Annotated in this window: 17 protein-coding genes; 6 read left to right on the forward strand and 11 right to left on the reverse strand. The window is 67.6% G+C overall.

The features are described 5' to 3' along the window. The first annotated feature begins 62 nt into the window (after positions 1 to 62). From LC066_RS05150 to LC066_RS05165, 4 genes are all read left to right on the forward strand, one after another. Positions 63 to 500 (forward strand): PaaI family thioesterase, encoded by a 438-nt coding sequence (locus LC066_RS05150; RefSeq protein ID WP_222476560.1) that lies wholly within the window; start codon positions 63 to 65, stop codon positions 498 to 500. Continuing rightward, a complete protein-coding gene (locus LC066_RS05155; protein ID WP_224896954.1) occupies positions 497 to 1,036 on the forward strand; it encodes a PaaI family thioesterase in 540 nt (179 codons plus the stop codon). Before LC066_RS05150 ends, LC066_RS05155 begins: the two co-directional genes overlap by 4 nt. Further along, positions 1,033 to 2,388: an MATE family efflux transporter gene (locus LC066_RS05160; RefSeq protein WP_224896956.1), complete on the forward strand. Its 1,356-nt coding sequence runs from the start codon at positions 1,033 to 1,035 to the stop codon at positions 2,386 to 2,388. The genes LC066_RS05155 and LC066_RS05160 overlap by 4 nt, the downstream gene beginning before the upstream one ends. Before the next feature lie 179 nt (positions 2,389 to 2,567). After that, entirely contained in the window at positions 2,568 to 3,779 is a 1,212-nt protein-coding gene (locus LC066_RS05165; protein WP_222476565.1) for a pyridoxal-phosphate-dependent aminotransferase family protein, read from the forward strand. A gap of 55 nt (positions 3,780 to 3,834) precedes the next feature. On the opposite strand, the gene LC066_RS05170 is transcribed toward LC066_RS05165, so the two are convergent. Beyond that, positions 3,835 to 4,050, reverse strand: a complete 216-nt coding sequence (locus LC066_RS05170; RefSeq protein ID WP_222476567.1) for a hypothetical protein — start codon at positions 4,048 to 4,050, stop codon at positions 3,835 to 3,837. Positions 4,051 to 4,184: 134 nt separating this feature from the next. Continuing rightward, positions 4,185 to 5,300: a pyridoxal phosphate-dependent aminotransferase gene (locus LC066_RS05175; protein WP_224896958.1), complete on the reverse strand. Its 1,116-nt coding sequence runs from the start codon at positions 5,298 to 5,300 to the stop codon at positions 4,185 to 4,187. A gap of 342 nt (positions 5,301 to 5,642) precedes the next feature. On the opposite strand from LC066_RS05175, the gene LC066_RS05180 reads away from it, so the two are divergent. Next, positions 5,643 to 6,467 carry a crotonase/enoyl-CoA hydratase family protein gene (locus tag LC066_RS05180; protein WP_224896960.1) on the forward strand — a complete coding sequence of 275 codons (825 nt, stop codon included), beginning with the start codon at positions 5,643 to 5,645 and terminating at the stop codon, positions 6,465 to 6,467. Between the two features lie 96 nt (positions 6,468 to 6,563). On the opposite strand, the gene arsC is transcribed toward LC066_RS05180, so the two are convergent. The 9 genes from arsC to LC066_RS05225 form a co-directional block, all read right to left on the reverse strand. Beyond that, positions 6,564 to 6,905, reverse strand: coding sequence for an arsenate reductase (glutaredoxin) (arsC, locus tag LC066_RS05185; RefSeq protein ID WP_224896961.1), 342 nt, complete (start codon positions 6,903 to 6,905; stop codon positions 6,564 to 6,566). Next, a complete protein-coding gene (locus tag LC066_RS05190) occupies positions 6,902 to 7,933 on the reverse strand; it encodes a quinone-dependent dihydroorotate dehydrogenase (RefSeq protein WP_263625009.1) in 1,032 nt (343 codons plus the stop codon). The genes arsC and LC066_RS05190 overlap by 4 nt, the downstream gene beginning before the upstream one ends. Positions 7,934 to 8,010: 77 nt before the next feature. After that, entirely contained in the window at positions 8,011 to 8,349 is a 339-nt protein-coding gene (locus tag LC066_RS05195) for a DUF952 domain-containing protein (RefSeq protein ID WP_224896965.1), read from the reverse strand. A gap of 59 nt (positions 8,350 to 8,408) precedes the next feature. After that, positions 8,409 to 9,260: an alpha/beta fold hydrolase gene (locus LC066_RS05200; protein ID WP_224896966.1), complete on the reverse strand. Its 852-nt coding sequence runs from the start codon at positions 9,258 to 9,260 to the stop codon at positions 8,409 to 8,411. Next, a complete protein-coding gene (locus LC066_RS05205; RefSeq protein WP_222476580.1) occupies positions 9,257 to 10,321 on the reverse strand; it encodes a branched-chain amino acid ABC transporter permease in 1,065 nt (354 codons plus the stop codon). The genes LC066_RS05200 and LC066_RS05205 overlap by 4 nt, the downstream gene beginning before the upstream one ends. A 7-nt stretch (positions 10,322 to 10,328) precedes the next feature. Next, a complete protein-coding gene (locus LC066_RS05210; protein WP_224896968.1) occupies positions 10,329 to 11,321 on the reverse strand; it encodes a branched-chain amino acid ABC transporter permease in 993 nt (330 codons plus the stop codon). 19 nt (positions 11,322 to 11,340) lie between these two features. Beyond that, positions 11,341 to 12,045 carry an ABC transporter ATP-binding protein gene (locus LC066_RS05215; RefSeq protein ID WP_224896969.1) on the reverse strand — a complete coding sequence of 235 codons (705 nt, stop codon included), beginning with the start codon at positions 12,043 to 12,045 and terminating at the stop codon, positions 11,341 to 11,343. Beyond that, a complete protein-coding gene (locus tag LC066_RS05220; RefSeq protein WP_224896971.1) occupies positions 12,042 to 12,806 on the reverse strand; it encodes an ABC transporter ATP-binding protein in 765 nt (254 codons plus the stop codon). Before LC066_RS05220 ends, LC066_RS05215 begins: the two co-directional genes overlap by 4 nt. 108 nt (positions 12,807 to 12,914) lie before the next feature. Next, positions 12,915 to 14,111 carry a substrate-binding domain-containing protein gene (locus tag LC066_RS05225; protein WP_222476583.1) on the reverse strand — a complete coding sequence of 399 codons (1,197 nt, stop codon included), beginning with the start codon at positions 14,109 to 14,111 and terminating at the stop codon, positions 12,915 to 12,917. Between the two features lie 109 nt (positions 14,112 to 14,220). Here LC066_RS05225 and LC066_RS05230 point away from each other — a divergent pair, with 109 nt between their 5' ends. Then, positions 14,221 to 14,817 carry a helix-turn-helix transcriptional regulator gene (locus LC066_RS05230; RefSeq protein ID WP_222476585.1) on the forward strand — a complete coding sequence of 199 codons (597 nt, stop codon included), beginning with the start codon at positions 14,221 to 14,223 and terminating at the stop codon, positions 14,815 to 14,817. Positions 14,818 to 15,792: the final 975 nt, after the last annotated feature.

The raw sequence follows: 15,792 nt of genomic DNA on the forward strand, positions 1-15,792 counted from the left end.
GCCCCCGGGCGCCGTTTGCCGGCGCCATCCTTCCCCCGGGGCCAGAGGCACGAGAGGACCCCATGGACGAAACCCAGGCGCTTGAGATCGCGCGGCAATTCATTTCCAGCCTGCCCCATGCCCGGGCGCTCGGCATGTCGGTGGTGCAGATCGGGCCCGGACGGGCCAGCTTTTCCATGCCTTATGACGAGCGGCTGATCGGCGATCCGGAGACGGGGGTGATGTCGGGCGGGGCCGTTTCGGCCTTGCTGGACACGACCTGCGGCGCTGCCGTCATGAGCCATCCCGAAATGGCCGGGCTGACGGCGACCCTGGATTTGCGCATCGACTACATGCGCCCCGCGGTGCCGGGCCAGGCCCTGCGGGCCGAGGCGGAATGCACCCATGTCACACGCTCTGTGGCCTTCGTGCGCGCGCGCGCGCTGGACGACGACGACGAGAATCCGGTGGCCACCGCCGCCGGGGCCTTCACCTTCACCAAGCGGGAGGACATGGCATGAGCCCGCATCGTCCCCCCGAACCCGTCCAGGTCATCAAACAGCGGCGCGATGCCGCACTTCAGGCGTTGGTCTCCGCCGTGCCCTACATCGGCTTCCTCGGTCTGCATTTCGACCGGCGCGGGGATGAGCTGACGGCCGTCATGCCCTTCGACGAGAAGCTGATCGGCAACCCCGAGCTGCCGGCCCTGCACGGTGGCGCCACCGCCGCCTTCCTGGAGGTGACGGCGGTGATCGGCCTGGCCTGGGCGCATTACTGGCCGCAGTTCGAAAGCGGCGCGCTGGACCCCGAGGCGGTGGCCGGCGGGCAGTTGCCGCGCCTGCCGAAGACCATCGGCATCACCGTCGATTACCTGCGCTCCGGCCTGCCGCGCGATGCCTATGCCCGCGCCGAGGTGACCCGCTCGGGCCGCCGCTATGCCTCCGTCCGGGTCGAGGCCTGGCAGGACAACCGCACCCGTCCCATCGCCCAAGCCACGGCGCATTTCCGCATGCCCCTGCCGCCGCGGGATACGACCCAGGGTGAGGGCGCCGCGTGACGCCGCTGCCCGGCGTGGATGTGCTGCCGGAGGGCGAGAGCCCGCGTCGGCTGACCCATGCCCGGGTGCTGAAGATCGCCGTGCCGGTGGTGCTGTCCAATGCCACCGTGCCGATCCTGGGCGCGGTGGACACCGGCGTCATCGGCCAGATGGGGGAGGCCGCGCCCATCGGGGCCGTGGGCATCGGGGCCATCGTGCTGGCCGCGCTTTACTGGATCTTCGGCTTCCTGCGGATGGGCACCACCGGGCTGACGGCCAATGCCGCCGGAGCCGGGGACCGGGCGGAGGTCGCGGCCCTGCTGACCCGCGCCCTGATCATCGGGCTGGGCGCCGGGTTGGCGATCATCGCGCTGCAGCTGCCGTTGTTCTGGCTGGCCTTCCAGGCCTCGCCCGCCAGTGCCGAGGTCGAGGAGATGGCCCGCGCCTACATGGCGATCCGCGTGCTGTCAGCGCCTGCGGCCATCGGGATCTACGGTGTCACCGGCTGGCTGATCGCGCAGGAGCGCACTACGGGCGTCCTGGTCCTGCAGGTGGGGATGAACCTGATCAACATCACGCTCGATCTGATCTTCGTGCTGGGGCTGGACTGGGGCGTCGAAGGGGTGGCGGCGGCCACCTTCATCGCGGAATGGTCGGGGCTGGCCCTGGGGTTCTGGCTGTGCCGCGCGGCCTTCCGGGTGCCTGCCTGGCGCGACTGGGCGCGGGTCTTCGACCCGACGCGCCTGCGCCACATGGCCCTGGTCAATCGCGACATCCTGCTGCGGTCGCTGATGCTGCAGGGGATCTTTATCTCCTTCATGTTCCTGGGTGCGGATTTCGGCGACGTGCAGCTGGCGGCGAACCAGGTGCTGTTGCAGTTCCTGGAAATCACCGCCTATGCGCTGGACGGTTTCGCCTTCGCCGCCGAGGCGCTTGTGGGCCAGGCCATGGGACGGCGCGACCGCACGGGCCTGCGCCGGTCGGTCCTCCTGTCGGGCAGCTGGGGCGCGGCGATCGCGGTGCTGATGGCCCTGGCCTTCGCCCTGCTGGGCGGCGCGGTGATCGACCTGATGACCACGGCGCCGGAGGTCCGCGAGGCGGCGCGGCGTTTCCTGCCCTGGATGGTGGCCGTGCCCGTGCTGGGCTTCGCGTCCTGGATGCTCGACGGGGTCTTTATCGGGGCCACCCGCGCCCGCGATATGCGCAACATGATGGCGCTGAGCCTTCTGGTCTATATCGCCGCCGTGCTGGCGCTGGTGCCGGTGATGGGCAACCACGGTCTCTGGGCCGCCTTCCTCGTCAGCTTCGTCGCGCGGGGGATCACCTTGGGCCTGCGCTACCCGGCGCTGGAGGCGGAGGCGGCGCGGGGCTGAAACCCGGCAAGGGCCCTCGCGGTGCCCATTTGCACAGCCGCGGCAACAGGGCGCGATAGGGTGCGGCAGAGCGATGGATTGACCTCGCCCGGGGCGGCGCTAAAGCTGGGCGGGCCGCCGGCGCCGGGCCGCTTCAGCCCCGCGCCGGACGTGTATTCCAAAGCTCGAAAGGACAAGAGATGAGCCTTGCCCATGGCCGCCCCTATCTCGCCATTCCCGGCCCCTCGGTCATGCCCGATGCCGTGCTCCAGGCCATGCACCAGCCCGCGCCGAACATCTACGAGGGTGACATCGTCACCCTGGTCGAGGGCATCGTGCCCGACCTGAAGCGGGTGGCGAAAACCACAGGCGAGGCGGCGATCTACATCTGCAACGGCCATGGCGCCTGGGAAGCGGCACTGTCGAACCTGTTCCAGCCCGGCGACCGAGTGCTGATCCCGGCGACGGGGCGGTTTGCCCATGGCTGGGCCGACATGGCCGTGGGCCTGGGGATCGTGCCGCAGATCGTCGATTTCGGCACCAAGTCCACCATCGACGCCGACCGCATCGAGGAAGTGCTGCGCGCCGATACCGAACGCCAGATCAAGGCGGTGATGTTCAGCCACGTGGACACCGCCACCTCGATCCGCAACGATCCGCGCGCCCTGCGGGCCGCGCTGGATGCAGCCGATCACCCGGCGTTGCTGATGGCCGACTGCATCGCTTCCATGGCCTGTGACGAGTTTCACATGGATGCCTGGGGGGTCGATGTGTCGATCACCGGCAGCCAGAAAGGGCTGATGGTGCCGCCGGGCCTGTCCTTCGTCTTCTTCAATGACCGCGCGAAGGCGCTGCGCGCCGCCAACCCGCGTGTGTCGCGCTACTGGGACTGGGTGCCGCGCACCGAGCCGGAGGCGGTTTACCAGTATTTCGGAGGCACCTCTCCGACGCACCACCTCTTCGGTCTGCGGGCCGCGCTGGACATGCTGCACGAGGAAGGGATGGAGCGGGTCTGGGCACGCCACGCCACGTTGGCGCGGGCCATCTGGGCGGCCTGCGAACGCTGGGCCGAGGGTGGCGCGATGGTGATGAACGTCAGCGATCCGGCCCTGCGCAGCCATGCGGTGACGGCCCTGGGGCTGGGCATCGGCAATGGCCAGAAGTTGCGGATCTGGACGGCGGAGAACGCCGGGCTGACCCTGGGGATCGGCCTGGGCATGTCGACCGAGGACGATCCCGACGGCACCGGCTTCTTCCGCATCGGCCACATGGGGCACCTGAACGCCCACATGGTGCTGGGCGCCGTCGGCGTGATCGAGGCGGGGCTTCAGGCTCTGCAGATCCCGCATGGGCACGGCGCGCTGGAAAAGGCGGCCGAGGTGGTGGCCCAACCCGGTGCCGTGGCCTTCTGAGGTCAGGACGCCGTAGCGACATGAGAGGGGCGCTGCCGCGAGGTTAGCGCCCTTTTCAGGCGCGGCGGGCGCGGTGCCGCCGCAGTGCCTCGATCGCCACATGCAGGGCATAGCCGGCGGCCACCACGGCGCCGAAGCCCCAGGCGGCCCAGAGGGCGAAGAAGATCCACAGCAGGTTGACGCCCGCCATCACCAGGACGGCGGCGGTGTAGTCCGGCGCGGCCCGGCGGGCCGGCGCGGGGTGGGCGGAACCATGGACAGGGCGGGACATGGGAGAGCTCCGTTCAGACCAACCTCCCTGCCAAGGGTCTTAGGCCGCCCGTCCGGAATGTCCAGACCGGCGGGGCCATTTGTCGACTGACGGTTAACCGTGGCGGCGTCGCGAAGGGCGCGGCCGCGCGGCGCTCAGGCGGCGGCGTCGAGGCGGGCCAGCGCCCGGGGCAGGGCCGCTTCCAGCGCGTCCAACTCGGCCGAGGGGCCGCAGGAGATGCGGATGCAGCGGTCCTGGGGCGCGACGAAGGGCATGCGCACGAAGACGCCTTCCTCGGCCAGGGCCGCGACCAGGGCGCGCGCGCGTGCCCCGTCGCCGCCGCAGTCCAGCGCGACGAAATTGGTGGCCGAGGGCAGGGCGGTCAGCCCGTGGGCGGCGCCGATGCGGCCGATCTCGTCCCGGGCGCGGGCCACTTCGGCGCGCACATGCGCCAGCCAGTCCTGGTCCTGCAGCGCGGCCAGCGCCGCGGCCTGGGCGCCGCGGTTCATTCCGAAATGGTTGCGAACCTTGTCGAAGGCCGAGATCAGCTCGGGCGCGGCCAGGGCATAGCCCACGCGGGCACCGGCCAGCCCGTAGCCTTTGGAGAAGGTGCGCATGCGGATCACGCGCGGATCGTCGACGGCCAGAGGTACGCTGGCCTCCTCGGGGGCGAACTCGCCATAAGCCTCGTCGAGGATCAGCAGGCAGCCCTTGGGCAGGGCGTCCAGCGCGGCGGCCACGTCCGCGCCGCGCTGCCAACTGCCCATGGGATTGTCGGGGTTGGCGAAATAGACCAGCTTGGCGTCCACTTGGTCGGCGCGTGCCAGCAGGGCCGGCAGGTCCTCCGCGTCGTCGCGGTAGGGCACCGTCTCGATCCGGCCGCCGAAGCCTGCGACGTGGTAGTTGAAGGTCGGGTAGGCCCCCAGTGACGTGACGATCGCCTCGCCCGCCCCCACGGTCAGCCGCACCAGTTCCCCCAGCAGGCCGTCGATGCCGGTGCCGACGACGATATTCTCCGGCCCGCAGTCCCAGTGAGCCGCCAGCGCCTGGCGCAGGTCATGGCTGGCGGGATCGCCGTATTGCCACATCTCCGTCGCCGCCGCCTGCATCGCGGCGATGGCGCGGGGCGAGGGGCCGAAACCGTTTTCATTGGCGCCCAGGCGTGCCGCGAAGGGCGCGCCACGGCGGCGTTCCATCTCCTCCGGGCCGGTGAAGGGCACGGTCGAGGGCAGCGAGGCGGCAAGCGCCGTGAAGCGGGCATTCGTGGTCATGGCGCGGCTCATAATCCGCGGTTGCAGCGCGGCGCAAGAAGAATCGAACGCTGCGGAATGCGGCACCGGCGCGCGCCCTTTCAGGCCCGTGGGGAGCGGTTCGGGGCATGTCGCAATTGCGACTTTCCATGCTGTTTTTCCGACGTGGTGAGGCGGCTGCGAGGGGAGAGAGCTGAAGCCGTTGCCGCTGTCGACTTGACCGTCTCGTGATCCTCCGATCAGCGGCGGTGTAGGCGCATGGCACCCGTGACGTTGCGTAGGCAGGCGTCGCTGCCGCTGCGCCGCCCCTCGACAGGCGAAGGGCGGCACCGGATGATCCCGGCAACAGAGGAGGGAGCATCCATGAGCGCAAACCAGATGACATTCGGCGCCGAGGGCAGCCCGCGCGTCACGGTGGAGATCCGCGATCACGTGGCCCATGTGACCCTGGTGCGGTCGGACAAGATGAACGCGGTCGACACCCCCATGGCGGAGGCCCTGGTGGCGGCGGGCGAGGCCCTGATGGGGCGCGCCGAGGTGCGGGCCGTGGTGATGCGCGGCGAGGGGCGCGCCTTCTGCGCCGGGCTCGACGTGGCCAGCTTCGCCGAGTTTGCCGGCACCGACCCCGAGGCGCGGGTGATGCCGCGCACCCATGGGGACTGCAACCTCTACCAGCAGCTGTGCCTGGTCTGGCGCGCCCTGCCGGTGCCGGTGATCGCCGCGCTGCACGGGGTGGCCTTCGGCGCCGGGTTCCAGCTGGCCATCGCCGCCGATGTACGGATTGCGCATCCGGAGACGCAGCTGGCGATCATGGAGGCGAAATGGGGCCTGGTGCCCGACATGGGCGGCATGGTGATCCTGCCGCAGCTGATCCGGTCGGACGTGCTGCGCCTGATGACCTATACCGCCGAGCCGGTGGGGGCGGCGCAGGCGCTGGACTGGGGGCTGGTGACCGAGCTGGCCGAGGATCCCCTGGCGCGGGCCGAGGCGCTGGCGGCCACCATCGCCGGGCGCAGCCCTTCCGCCACCCGCGCGGCGAAGCGCCTGATCGGGCTGGCCGAAAGCGGCGCTTCGGCGGAAACGGTTCTCTATGAGGAAAGCCGGGAACAGACGGCATTGATCGGTGGCAAGGACCAGAGAGAGGTCATCGCGGCCAACATGCAGGGCCGCGCGCCGACCTTCGACTGAGGGCGGGCGCCGTCCTGCGGCAGTCGCAGTCTGCCCCATGGACGGGCGCCGCTGCCAGAGCAGGCCATCGCGCCGGGGCGATGACAATTGAAAGCCTCAGAGCAGGTCCTGCGCCTTTTCCGGCGGACGGGCGATGACGGCGCGGTCGGCGGTGATGACCACGGGGCGTTCGATCAGCTTCGGATGGGCGGCCATGGCGGCAATCAGTTGCTCCTCCGGCGTCTCCCGGGTCAGACCCAGCTCCTTGAAGAGGGTCTCCTTGGTCCGCATCATCTTGATCGCGGGCAGGCCCAGCTGGGACTGCAGGGCGCGCAACTCGGCTTCGCTGGGCGGTTCGTCCAGGTAGCGGCGGGTGGTGAAATCCGCCCCGGCCTCTTCCAGCAGGGCCAGCGCCTGGCGGGATTTCGAACAGCGGGGATTGTGCCATATGGTGATCACAGCCAGTCCTTTCGGCCCGTGCCCACGGCGTCTGCCACATTGGCGAACCCGTCCTGGGCGAGCAGTTGATGCAGGCCTTCGGCGATGCGCGGCACCAGCGACAGACCTTCGTAGACCAGCGCCGAGTAGAGCTGCACCGCCGAGGCGCCGGCGCGGATCTTCTGGTAGGCCTCTTCGGCCGAGGAGACACCGCCCACGCCGATCAGCGGCACGCGGCCTTCGGTCAGCTCCGACAGCCGCGCCAGGACGCGGGTGGATTTCTCGAACAGGGGCGCGCCGGACAGGCCGCCGGCCTCGCCCCCATGGGCGGAGCGCAGGCCCTCGCGCGCCAGCGTCGTGTTGGTGGCGATGACCCCATCGAGGGAGAGCGCGGTGGCAACCTCGGCGATGTCCGACAGGCCCTCGGCATCGAGATCCGGGGCGATCTTCAGGAATATCGGGATGCGCCGGTCGAGGCTGTCGCGGGTCGTCAGCACCCCTTCCAGCAGGGCGGTCAGCGCGGCCTTGCCCTGCAGGTCGCGCAGTTTCTCGGTGTTGGGGGAGGAGACGTTGACCGTGGCGAAATCCAAGCTGCTGCCGCAGCGCGCCAGTACGGCGGCGAAATCGCCCGCGCGGTCGGTGCTGTCCTTGTTGGCGCCCAGGTTCAGGCCGATCACCGCGTCGCGGGGGCGGGCCTCCAGCCGGGTGGCGATCGCCTCCATTCCTTCGTTGTTGAAGCCGAAGCGATTGATCACGCCGCGGTCCTCGGTCAGGCGGAAGAGGCGCGGTTTCGGGTTGCCCGGTTGAGGGCGGGGCGTGGCTGCGCCCACTTCGATGAAGCCGAAGCCCGCGCGCGACAGCGGCGCCAGCGCCTCGGCGTTCTTGTCGTAGCCGGCGGCGAGGCCCATCGGGTTGGCCAGGTTCAGCCCCGCGACCGAGGTGCGCAGCCGGTCGGAGGTGACCAGCCCGGGCAGGGGCGCCAGCCCGCTGCGCAGGGCGAAGATCGACAGCCCATGGGCGCGTTCCGGGTCCAGCCGGTGCAGGGCCATCAGGCCCAGCTTTTCCACGCCCCGTTCCCAGGCGCCGGGAATGTCGCTGCCGGTGGTGCCGGTCACGCCGCTGGATGTCATGCCATGTCCTCGGGGAATACGTGGGCGCCGTCCTGCAGGGGCAGCGGCCAGTGGGTCTGCACCTCCGACAGTTTCAGTCGCCGGTAGAGGTGCGGGAAGAGGGCGCCGCCGCGCGACACCTCCCAGGTCAGGGCCTCGCCCAGCTCGTCGGTGTCGCAGGCGGCCAGGATCAGGCCCTCGACCCCGGCGAAGTGCTTCGCCGCCGTCTCGGCGGCCTGCTCGGCGGTGGAGAAGTGGATGAACCCATCGGCCAGGTCGATGGGGGCACCGGCGGTTTCGCCCGCCGTCACCAGGTCCTGCCATTCGGCATCGCGGAAGATCTTGTAAATCAGCATGGGGTGGGGATGCCCCGAAACGCGGCGCCGGTCAACGGCGCCGCGCGATCCCGGGCAGTTCAGGCGCCCAGATCGGTCAGGATCTGCCGGATCATGGCGATGTCCTGCGGTCGCGACAGGGTGGGGGCATGGCCACAGCGGGCGATCTCGGTGGTGGCGGCACGCGGCCCTTCGGCGGCCATGCGGGCCGCGACCCCGGTCGGGAACAGGTCGCTGTCGGCGCCGCGGATGGCGTGCACCGGGATCGCGATGCGCGCCCAGCGGTCCCAGGTCGTCAGTTCGTCGGGCGAGGCGGAGAACTGAATCGTGATCCGTGGATCGTAGTGCAGGGTGAACATGCCGTTGCCCTTGCGCCGGACGGAGGTGCGGGCCATGCGCCGCCAGAAGGCATCCGAGGCCGGGCCGAAAGGCTGATAGGACTGGCGGAACCAGACCTCGGCCTCGGACATGCTGCGCCATTCGGGGGCGGAACCGGCATAGGCCAGGATGCGGTCGATGGCGGGTTGGGGGATCTCCGGTCCGATGTCGTTGACGATCAGGCACGACAGCCGCTCGGCCAGCGGCCCGGAGGCCATGCGCATGCCGATCAGCCCGCCCATCGAGGTGCCGATCCAGGCCGCCCGGGTGATGCCGTAGCGATCCAGCAGGTCGCCCGCGATCCCGGCGTAGTATTCCACCGAATATTCCGCCGCCGGGTTGGACGACCAGCTGGACAGGCCCCGCCCGATGGTGTCGGGGCAGAGGACGAAGTAGCGGTCCGACAGGGCGCGGGCCAGCTCGTCGAAGTCGCGGCCGGTGCGGGCCAGCCCGTGCCACATCACCAGCGCCGGGTTGGCCGGGTCGCCCCATTCGGTGACATGCAGCTCGTGATCCAGGACGGGGACGAAGCTGAAGCGGGGATCGGAACTCATGCGCCTTTCCCCCGGGCCGAAAGGGTGCCGGCGATCCCTTTCGGGAAGAAGTAGACCAGCAGGATGAAGACGATGCCCAGCCATAGCAGCCAGCGGTCGGGCGACAGGATGTCGGGCAGCACGGGCAGGCCCGACAACGCCTCGGAGGCGCTGCCCATCAGGTCGCGCAGGTAGTATTGCGCCAGGACCATCAGCGTGGCGCCGATCACCGCGCCCCACATGGTGCCCATTCCGCCGATCACCACCATCAGCAGGATGTCGATCATGATGTCGAAGGACAGCGCGGTTTCCGGCCCGGTGTATTTCAGCCAGACCGCATAGACCGTACCCGCAAGCGAGGCGATGACGGCCGCGATGCAGAAGACGAAGGTGCGATAGGCCACGACGCGATAGCCGATGGCCTCGGCCCGGGCCTCGTTCTCGCGGATGGCCTTCAGCACCGTCCCGATGGGGGAGGCGACGAGGCGCAGCATCGCCAGGAAGAGCACCAGCGAGCTGACGAAGACGAAGTAATAGGCCGCCAGCTTGCCGTTCAGGCGCACGCCGAACCAGCGCACCACCTTGCCTTCTTCGTCCACCAGCAGCTTCGTCGCTGGTTTGAAGAGGTCGGGCGCGCGGTAGGTGATGCCGTCTTCGCCCCCGGTCAGGCCCGACAGCTGCGAGGCCAGCACCAGCGCGACGGAGGCCGCCGCCAGGGTGATCATGGCGAAGAAGATCGCCTTCACGCGCAGCGACAGCAGGCCGACGGCCACGGCCACCACCAGCGACACGGCGACACCCGCCAGACCGCCCAGCAGGACGGGCGTCCAGCCCGCGCCCATGCGGTCCAGCGCGATGGCCGCGCCGTAGCTGCCGAAGCCGAAGAACATGGTGTGGGCAAAGCTGACGATGCCGGTATAGCCGATCAGCAGGTCATAGCTGGCCACCAGCACGATGAAGACGCAGATGCGCGCCGCCACCTGGATCGAGCGCACGTCCTGGAACAGGAACGGCCAGAACAGCAGCGCCGCGGCGATGGCCAGAACGGCCAGTTTCACGATGGGGGAGGTTTGGTTTTTCATCACAGCCTCACTTCACCGCCGGTTTCAGGCCGTTGGGCCGCCACAGCAGGATGACCATCATCAGCAGCATGTTGGACGCCAGCGACAGTTTCGGCGCCAGGAAGCCCACGTAGTTGGACATCAGCCCGACCATGATCGCGCCCAGCAGGGTGCCCTGGACGCTGCCCAGCCCGCCGATGATGACCACGATGAAGACGACGATCATCATGTCGGCGCCCAGGTGCGGGGTGATCAGCGTTTCGTACCCCGCCCACATGGCCCCGCCGAGGGCGGCCAGCGCGCTGCCCGCCATGAATACACCGATGAACAGCCGGTCGATGCGGAAGCCGAGCGCCTCCACCATCTCGCGGTTTTCCACGCCCGCGCGGATCAGCAGGCCCAGGCGGGTGCGGTTCAGCACCCAGTAGAGGCCCGCATAGACGATCAGCCCCAGCATGAAGGCGAAGAAGCGGTAGATCTCGATGGTGACGTCGCCGATGACGAAGGCCCCTTCGAGAAAGGCCGGGCGCCCGACGCTGAACGGCGTGCCGCCCCAGATCGCCAGGATCAGCTCCTCGACCACGATCAGCGCGCCCATGGTGATCAGGATCTGGCGCAGGTGGTCGGAATAGACCGGCTTGATGATCACGGTTTCAAAGAACCAGCCCGCGATCAGGCCAAAGATCATCGCCGCGCCGAAGGCCGCGACCAGGGCCGCGATGTTCAGCATCAGCGAGGGGGAGCCGAGCCAGCCGCCAAGCGAGGCCAGCACGCTGGCGGCGATGAAAGCGCCCAACGACACAAAGGCCGAGTGGCCGAAGTTCAGCACGTCCATCAGGCCGAAGACGAGGCTGAGGCCCGAGGCCATCAGGAAGATCATCATCCCCATGGCCAGCCCCGCCACGGTCAGCGTGGCCCAGGATGATGGCGCGCCGATCAGCACGAAGCAGACCGCGGCCACGGCGACCGGCAGCAGGTAGACCCCGCCCAGCCGGTCGATGGTTTCATTCAACTTGTCCATTGTCTCTCCTCGGGCCTTCTCACGCGGACAGGGACAGCAGGCGATCCTGCAGGTCCTTGTCGGCCACGAAATCCGCCATGCTGCCGGTATGGGCGACGCGGCCGTCCTCGATGACAGCCATGTCGCGGCCCAGCGAGCGGGCAAATTCAAAATTCTGTTCCACCAGCAGGATCGTCGTCTTGTCCGAGATCTCGCGGAAGGCCTCGGCCATGTTGTCCACGATGGAGGGCGCCAGCCCCTTGGTGGGTTCGTCGATCAGGATCAGCTCGCGCGGTTCGATGATGGCGCGGGCCACCGACAGCATCTGTTTCTGCCCGCCCGAAAGGGCCCCGGCGGGCTTGTCCCAGAATTTCTCGATGGCGGGGAAGAGGCCGTAGATCCATTTCAGCCGGGCCTTGTCGAAGGTCCCGTCGGCGGTGGCGAGGATCATGTTCTCCTCCACCGTCAGCCCGCCGAAAATGCCCATGTCCTCCGGCACGAAGGCGATGCCGCGGCGGGAGATGTCGGCGGTGTGCAGCCCGGTCAGATCCTCGCCCCGGAAGGTGACGGAGCCGGGGGAGGGGGACCAGAGCCCCATGATCGAGCGCAGGGTGGTGGACTTGCCCGCGCCGTTGCGGCCCAGCAGGCAGAAGACGCCGCCCTCGGGCACGTCGAAACTCACGTCGTGCAGCACGTGGTACTGCCCGATGGAGGTCTTCATGTTCTTCAGGGACAGCAGGCTCATGCGGGTTCGACCCCCTTGCCGAGGTAGACATCCTTGACCAGCTGGCTCGACATCACCTCCTCGGGGTTGCCGTCGGCCAGAAGGGTGCCGTTGTGCAGGACGATGATCCGGTCGGCCAGCGCGCGCACCACGTCCATCTTGTGTTCGACCAGCAGCACGGTCTTCGAGGTGTCGTGCTTGATCTCGGCGATCAGCTCCAGCACGTCGGGCGCGTGGTCGAGGGACATGCCGGCGGTGGGTTCGTCGAACATGTAGATGTCGGGCTCCATCGCCATCAGCAGGGCGACCTCCAGCTTGCGCTGGTCGCCGTGGCTGAGTTCCGAGGCCGCCTGATGGGCGACGCCCTGCAGCTTGGTGGCCTCCAGGTAGCGTTCGGCGCGGGCGGTCAGTTCGGTCAGCGACCGGGCGGAGCGGAACATGCGCCAGCCGTCGCCCGACCGCGCCTGTACCGCCAGGCGGATGTTTTCCAGCACCGACAGCTCGGGGAAGAGGTTGGTCAGCTGGAACGCCCGGCCGACACCGTGATGGGCGCGGGTCGAGGGCGCCATCTTCGTCAGATCGGTGCCGTCCTTCAGGACGCGGCCCGACGTGGCGCGCAGCTGGCCGGAAATCAGGTTGAAATAGGTGGTCTTGCCGGCACCGTTGGGGCCGACGATCACCGTCAGCTCGCCGGGGCGGAAGTCGCAGCTGACGGCGTTCACGGCCACGTGGCCGCCGAACCGGATCGTCAGATCCTGCGTGATGAGGGATGGTTTGGACATGGGAAACCTGGGGTCTGCCGGGGCGCGGGGATGCGTCGCGCCGGCGATCTGTCTTGGGAAAATCCCCGGGCCGGGGATGGACCGGCCCGGGGCAGTGGATCGGCGCGGTCAGTTCTCGCGGCCGATCGGGATCTCCATCTCTTCCGGCTTGATCTCGCGCACCAGTTCCGGGATCGCCCAGTCGACGTCCTCATCCACGCGGATCTTGAAGTGGTACATGGATTGCAGCGCCTGGTGATCCTCGGGGCGGAAGGTCATGGTGCCCTTGGGCGTTTCCCAGGACATGCCTTCCATCGTCTCGATCAGGGTCTCGGTGTCCCACTCCTCGGCCGTCTCCAGCGCCTTCACGACGGCCAGGGCGGCGGACATGCCACCGGCGGTGAAGAAGTCCGGGGGCGTCTCGAACCGTTCCATGTGGGTGTCGACCAGCCAGTCGTTCACCTCGTTCTGGGGCGCCTCGTAGTAGTAGTAGATGGCGCCTTCCATGCCCGGGACCCGCTTGTAGGTGGGCAGGACGGGCAGGATGTGACCGCCGGTCGAGATCTCGATGCCATAGCGTTCGGGCTGCATCGCCTGGATCTTGCCCATCGGGTCACCGCCACCGGCGACGTAGATCATGATGACCTTGCGGCCCTCGTGATCCTTCAGGGCGTTGAACATGCGTTCGGCGGAGGCGGTGAAATCGGTGGTGCCCTGGGGGATGTATTCCTCGGTCACGACCGTGGCGCCGGTGCCGTCCAGCGCGGACTTGAAGGCGGTGATGCCGTCGCGGCCAAAGGCGTAGTCCTCGGCCAGGGTGGCGACGTAGAGGTCCTCATCGGGCGCCAGTGCCAGGGCCTGGGCCTGCATGTCCATCGAGGAGTTGCGTGATGTCTTGAAGATGTAGCGGTTGCTGTCCTCGCCGGTCAGCCCGTCGGCCACCGCCGGTTCGACGATCAGGATCTTCTCGTATTCCTCGGCAATGGGCAGCATCGACAGGGTCACGCCCGACGACGTGGCGCCGACGGCCAGCAGCACCTCGTCGTCGCCATAGGCCTCTTCCAGGGCGGCGCGCGCCATGTCGGGCTTGAACTGGGTGTCCTTGTGGATGATCTCCACCGGATGGCCGTTGATCTCATTCGTGCCGCCGGTGGCATATTCGATGCCCAGCTCGAACCCGGTCTGCGACTGCTTGGAAAACGCCTCCAGCGCCGAGCCGGACATGCCGTGGATCAGGGCGATCTTCACCGGGTCCTGCGCCTGCGCAGCCCCCGTGACGCCGAGGCCGAACGCAAGCGCGCCGACCAGTGTGAACACTGATTTCATGGGTCCTCCCTCCCTTAAGTCAGGCAGACGGGCGCATTGCGCGGGGCCGTCTGTTTCAGTATCTCCTTGCGTCAGGAAGATCCCATTGCCCGGGGTCGGGAGCAATATCGTGGAACTACTTATCGACGAGGCCTACCGTTCCGGACGGTTCGAGGAGATCGCGTTCCTGCATGCGCCCGTGGGCCTGGTGGTGACCGAGGACCGGGTGATCCGCGACTGCAACATCGCCTTCGCGGAGATGTTCCGCTACGCCCGCGACCAGTTGCGCGATCAGACCTTTTCCATCCTCTACCCCTCGCGGGAGGAGTTCGTGAACATCCGCGATCGGGGCATCCGGACGCTGGCGGAAAAGAACGTCTACTGGGATGAACGGATCATGGCGCGCAGCGACAACACGCTGTTCTGGTGCCGGGTGCGCGGCCATTCCTTCACCCCCGATGAGCCGCTGGCGCGCGCCGTCTGGTCCTTCGCCGATCTGTCGTCGATCCGGCCCTACAACGAGCTGACCCGGCGAGAACGGGAAATCATTTCGTTTCTGGCCGACGGGCTGACGTCGAAGGAAATCGCGCTGAAGCTCGACATCTCGCACCGCACGGTCGAGGTCTACCGGGCGAAGCTGCTGAAGAAGTTCGGGGTGGTGAACACCTCGTCGCTGCTGCAGGCGCTTGGCCATATCGACGCCGACCACGTCGTCGACCGGGCCTAGGCCGGCAGGACAGGCTGTTGGGGCGGCTTTCCTGCCGGCGGCAGGGGATGGCGGGAATGTGGCGGCCACGCTGCGATTGATGTCTCATTGGAACCAGTCCAAGTGCTTATTCGGGGATAGTTGCCGGATCGGCCTCTAACATGCCGCACTTTCGCCACGGTTGATCGCGCTAAGGTTGTGTTCTCGAGCGGTCGTTTTGCCCATCCAGGCTGCCTGGACATCGCGAATCTTCCGCGCTGTGAAGATGTCTTCTGGACGGCTGACATAGCCGCTCTATGTCCATTCGGTAGGGTATTGCGACCAAGGTCTAAGGTCCGGTTCCGGTTTGGCTCGCCAAATCGCGCTGAACCTTGCCGGGAACATTCGTGCTGACGTTAAGGTCATCTCCGGCGTTTGACGGGAAATATTCCCGGTTTTGGCGGCATACTTCCAAGTTTGGCGTGAATTGGGCTCGAATCACCCTCTGGGATGTGCGCGTTCACGCGCCTGTTTTGGCTGCGATCCGCCGAGCCTCGAAAAACCAATAAAAACTACCAAAAATGGAGCGTTTTCGACTAAACTGGGCTCAGGATACAGCTTTGCTCCGTCACCCTGACACACACACACACCCGATGGTCATTGAGTGTATCTCGGCAGTGAGAGACCCATTCAGGGGTCTCTCACTCGCCTTTAAGGTGAAAATCTGAACAGATTCTGGTCTGCGCGACTCCTGCAGGGGCAGCGTTGCATTTTTGTGATCTCCCTATAATTGTGCCGATCCGCTTGCTCGGTCGTCACTCTACGTCTTCGGATTTTCTCAACGCATCCAATAGTTTGCCTGGCTAACCTGCTGACTGCAGACGGTTTCAAGCGCGCTGTCGTTCGTATCCACTCAACTTAAACGTAAAGCTGTCGTTGCACGTATTTCGCTTCACTGCCCTGAATTTTGCGCCAAGCTGTCCTTGTGTGTGTCAGTAGTGAGTGCGGAGTTTTAGT

This window comes from Pseudooceanicola marinus (assembly GCF_020177265.1).
Lineage (GTDB): Bacteria > Pseudomonadota > Alphaproteobacteria > Rhodobacterales > Rhodobacteraceae > Pseudooceanicola > Pseudooceanicola marinus_A.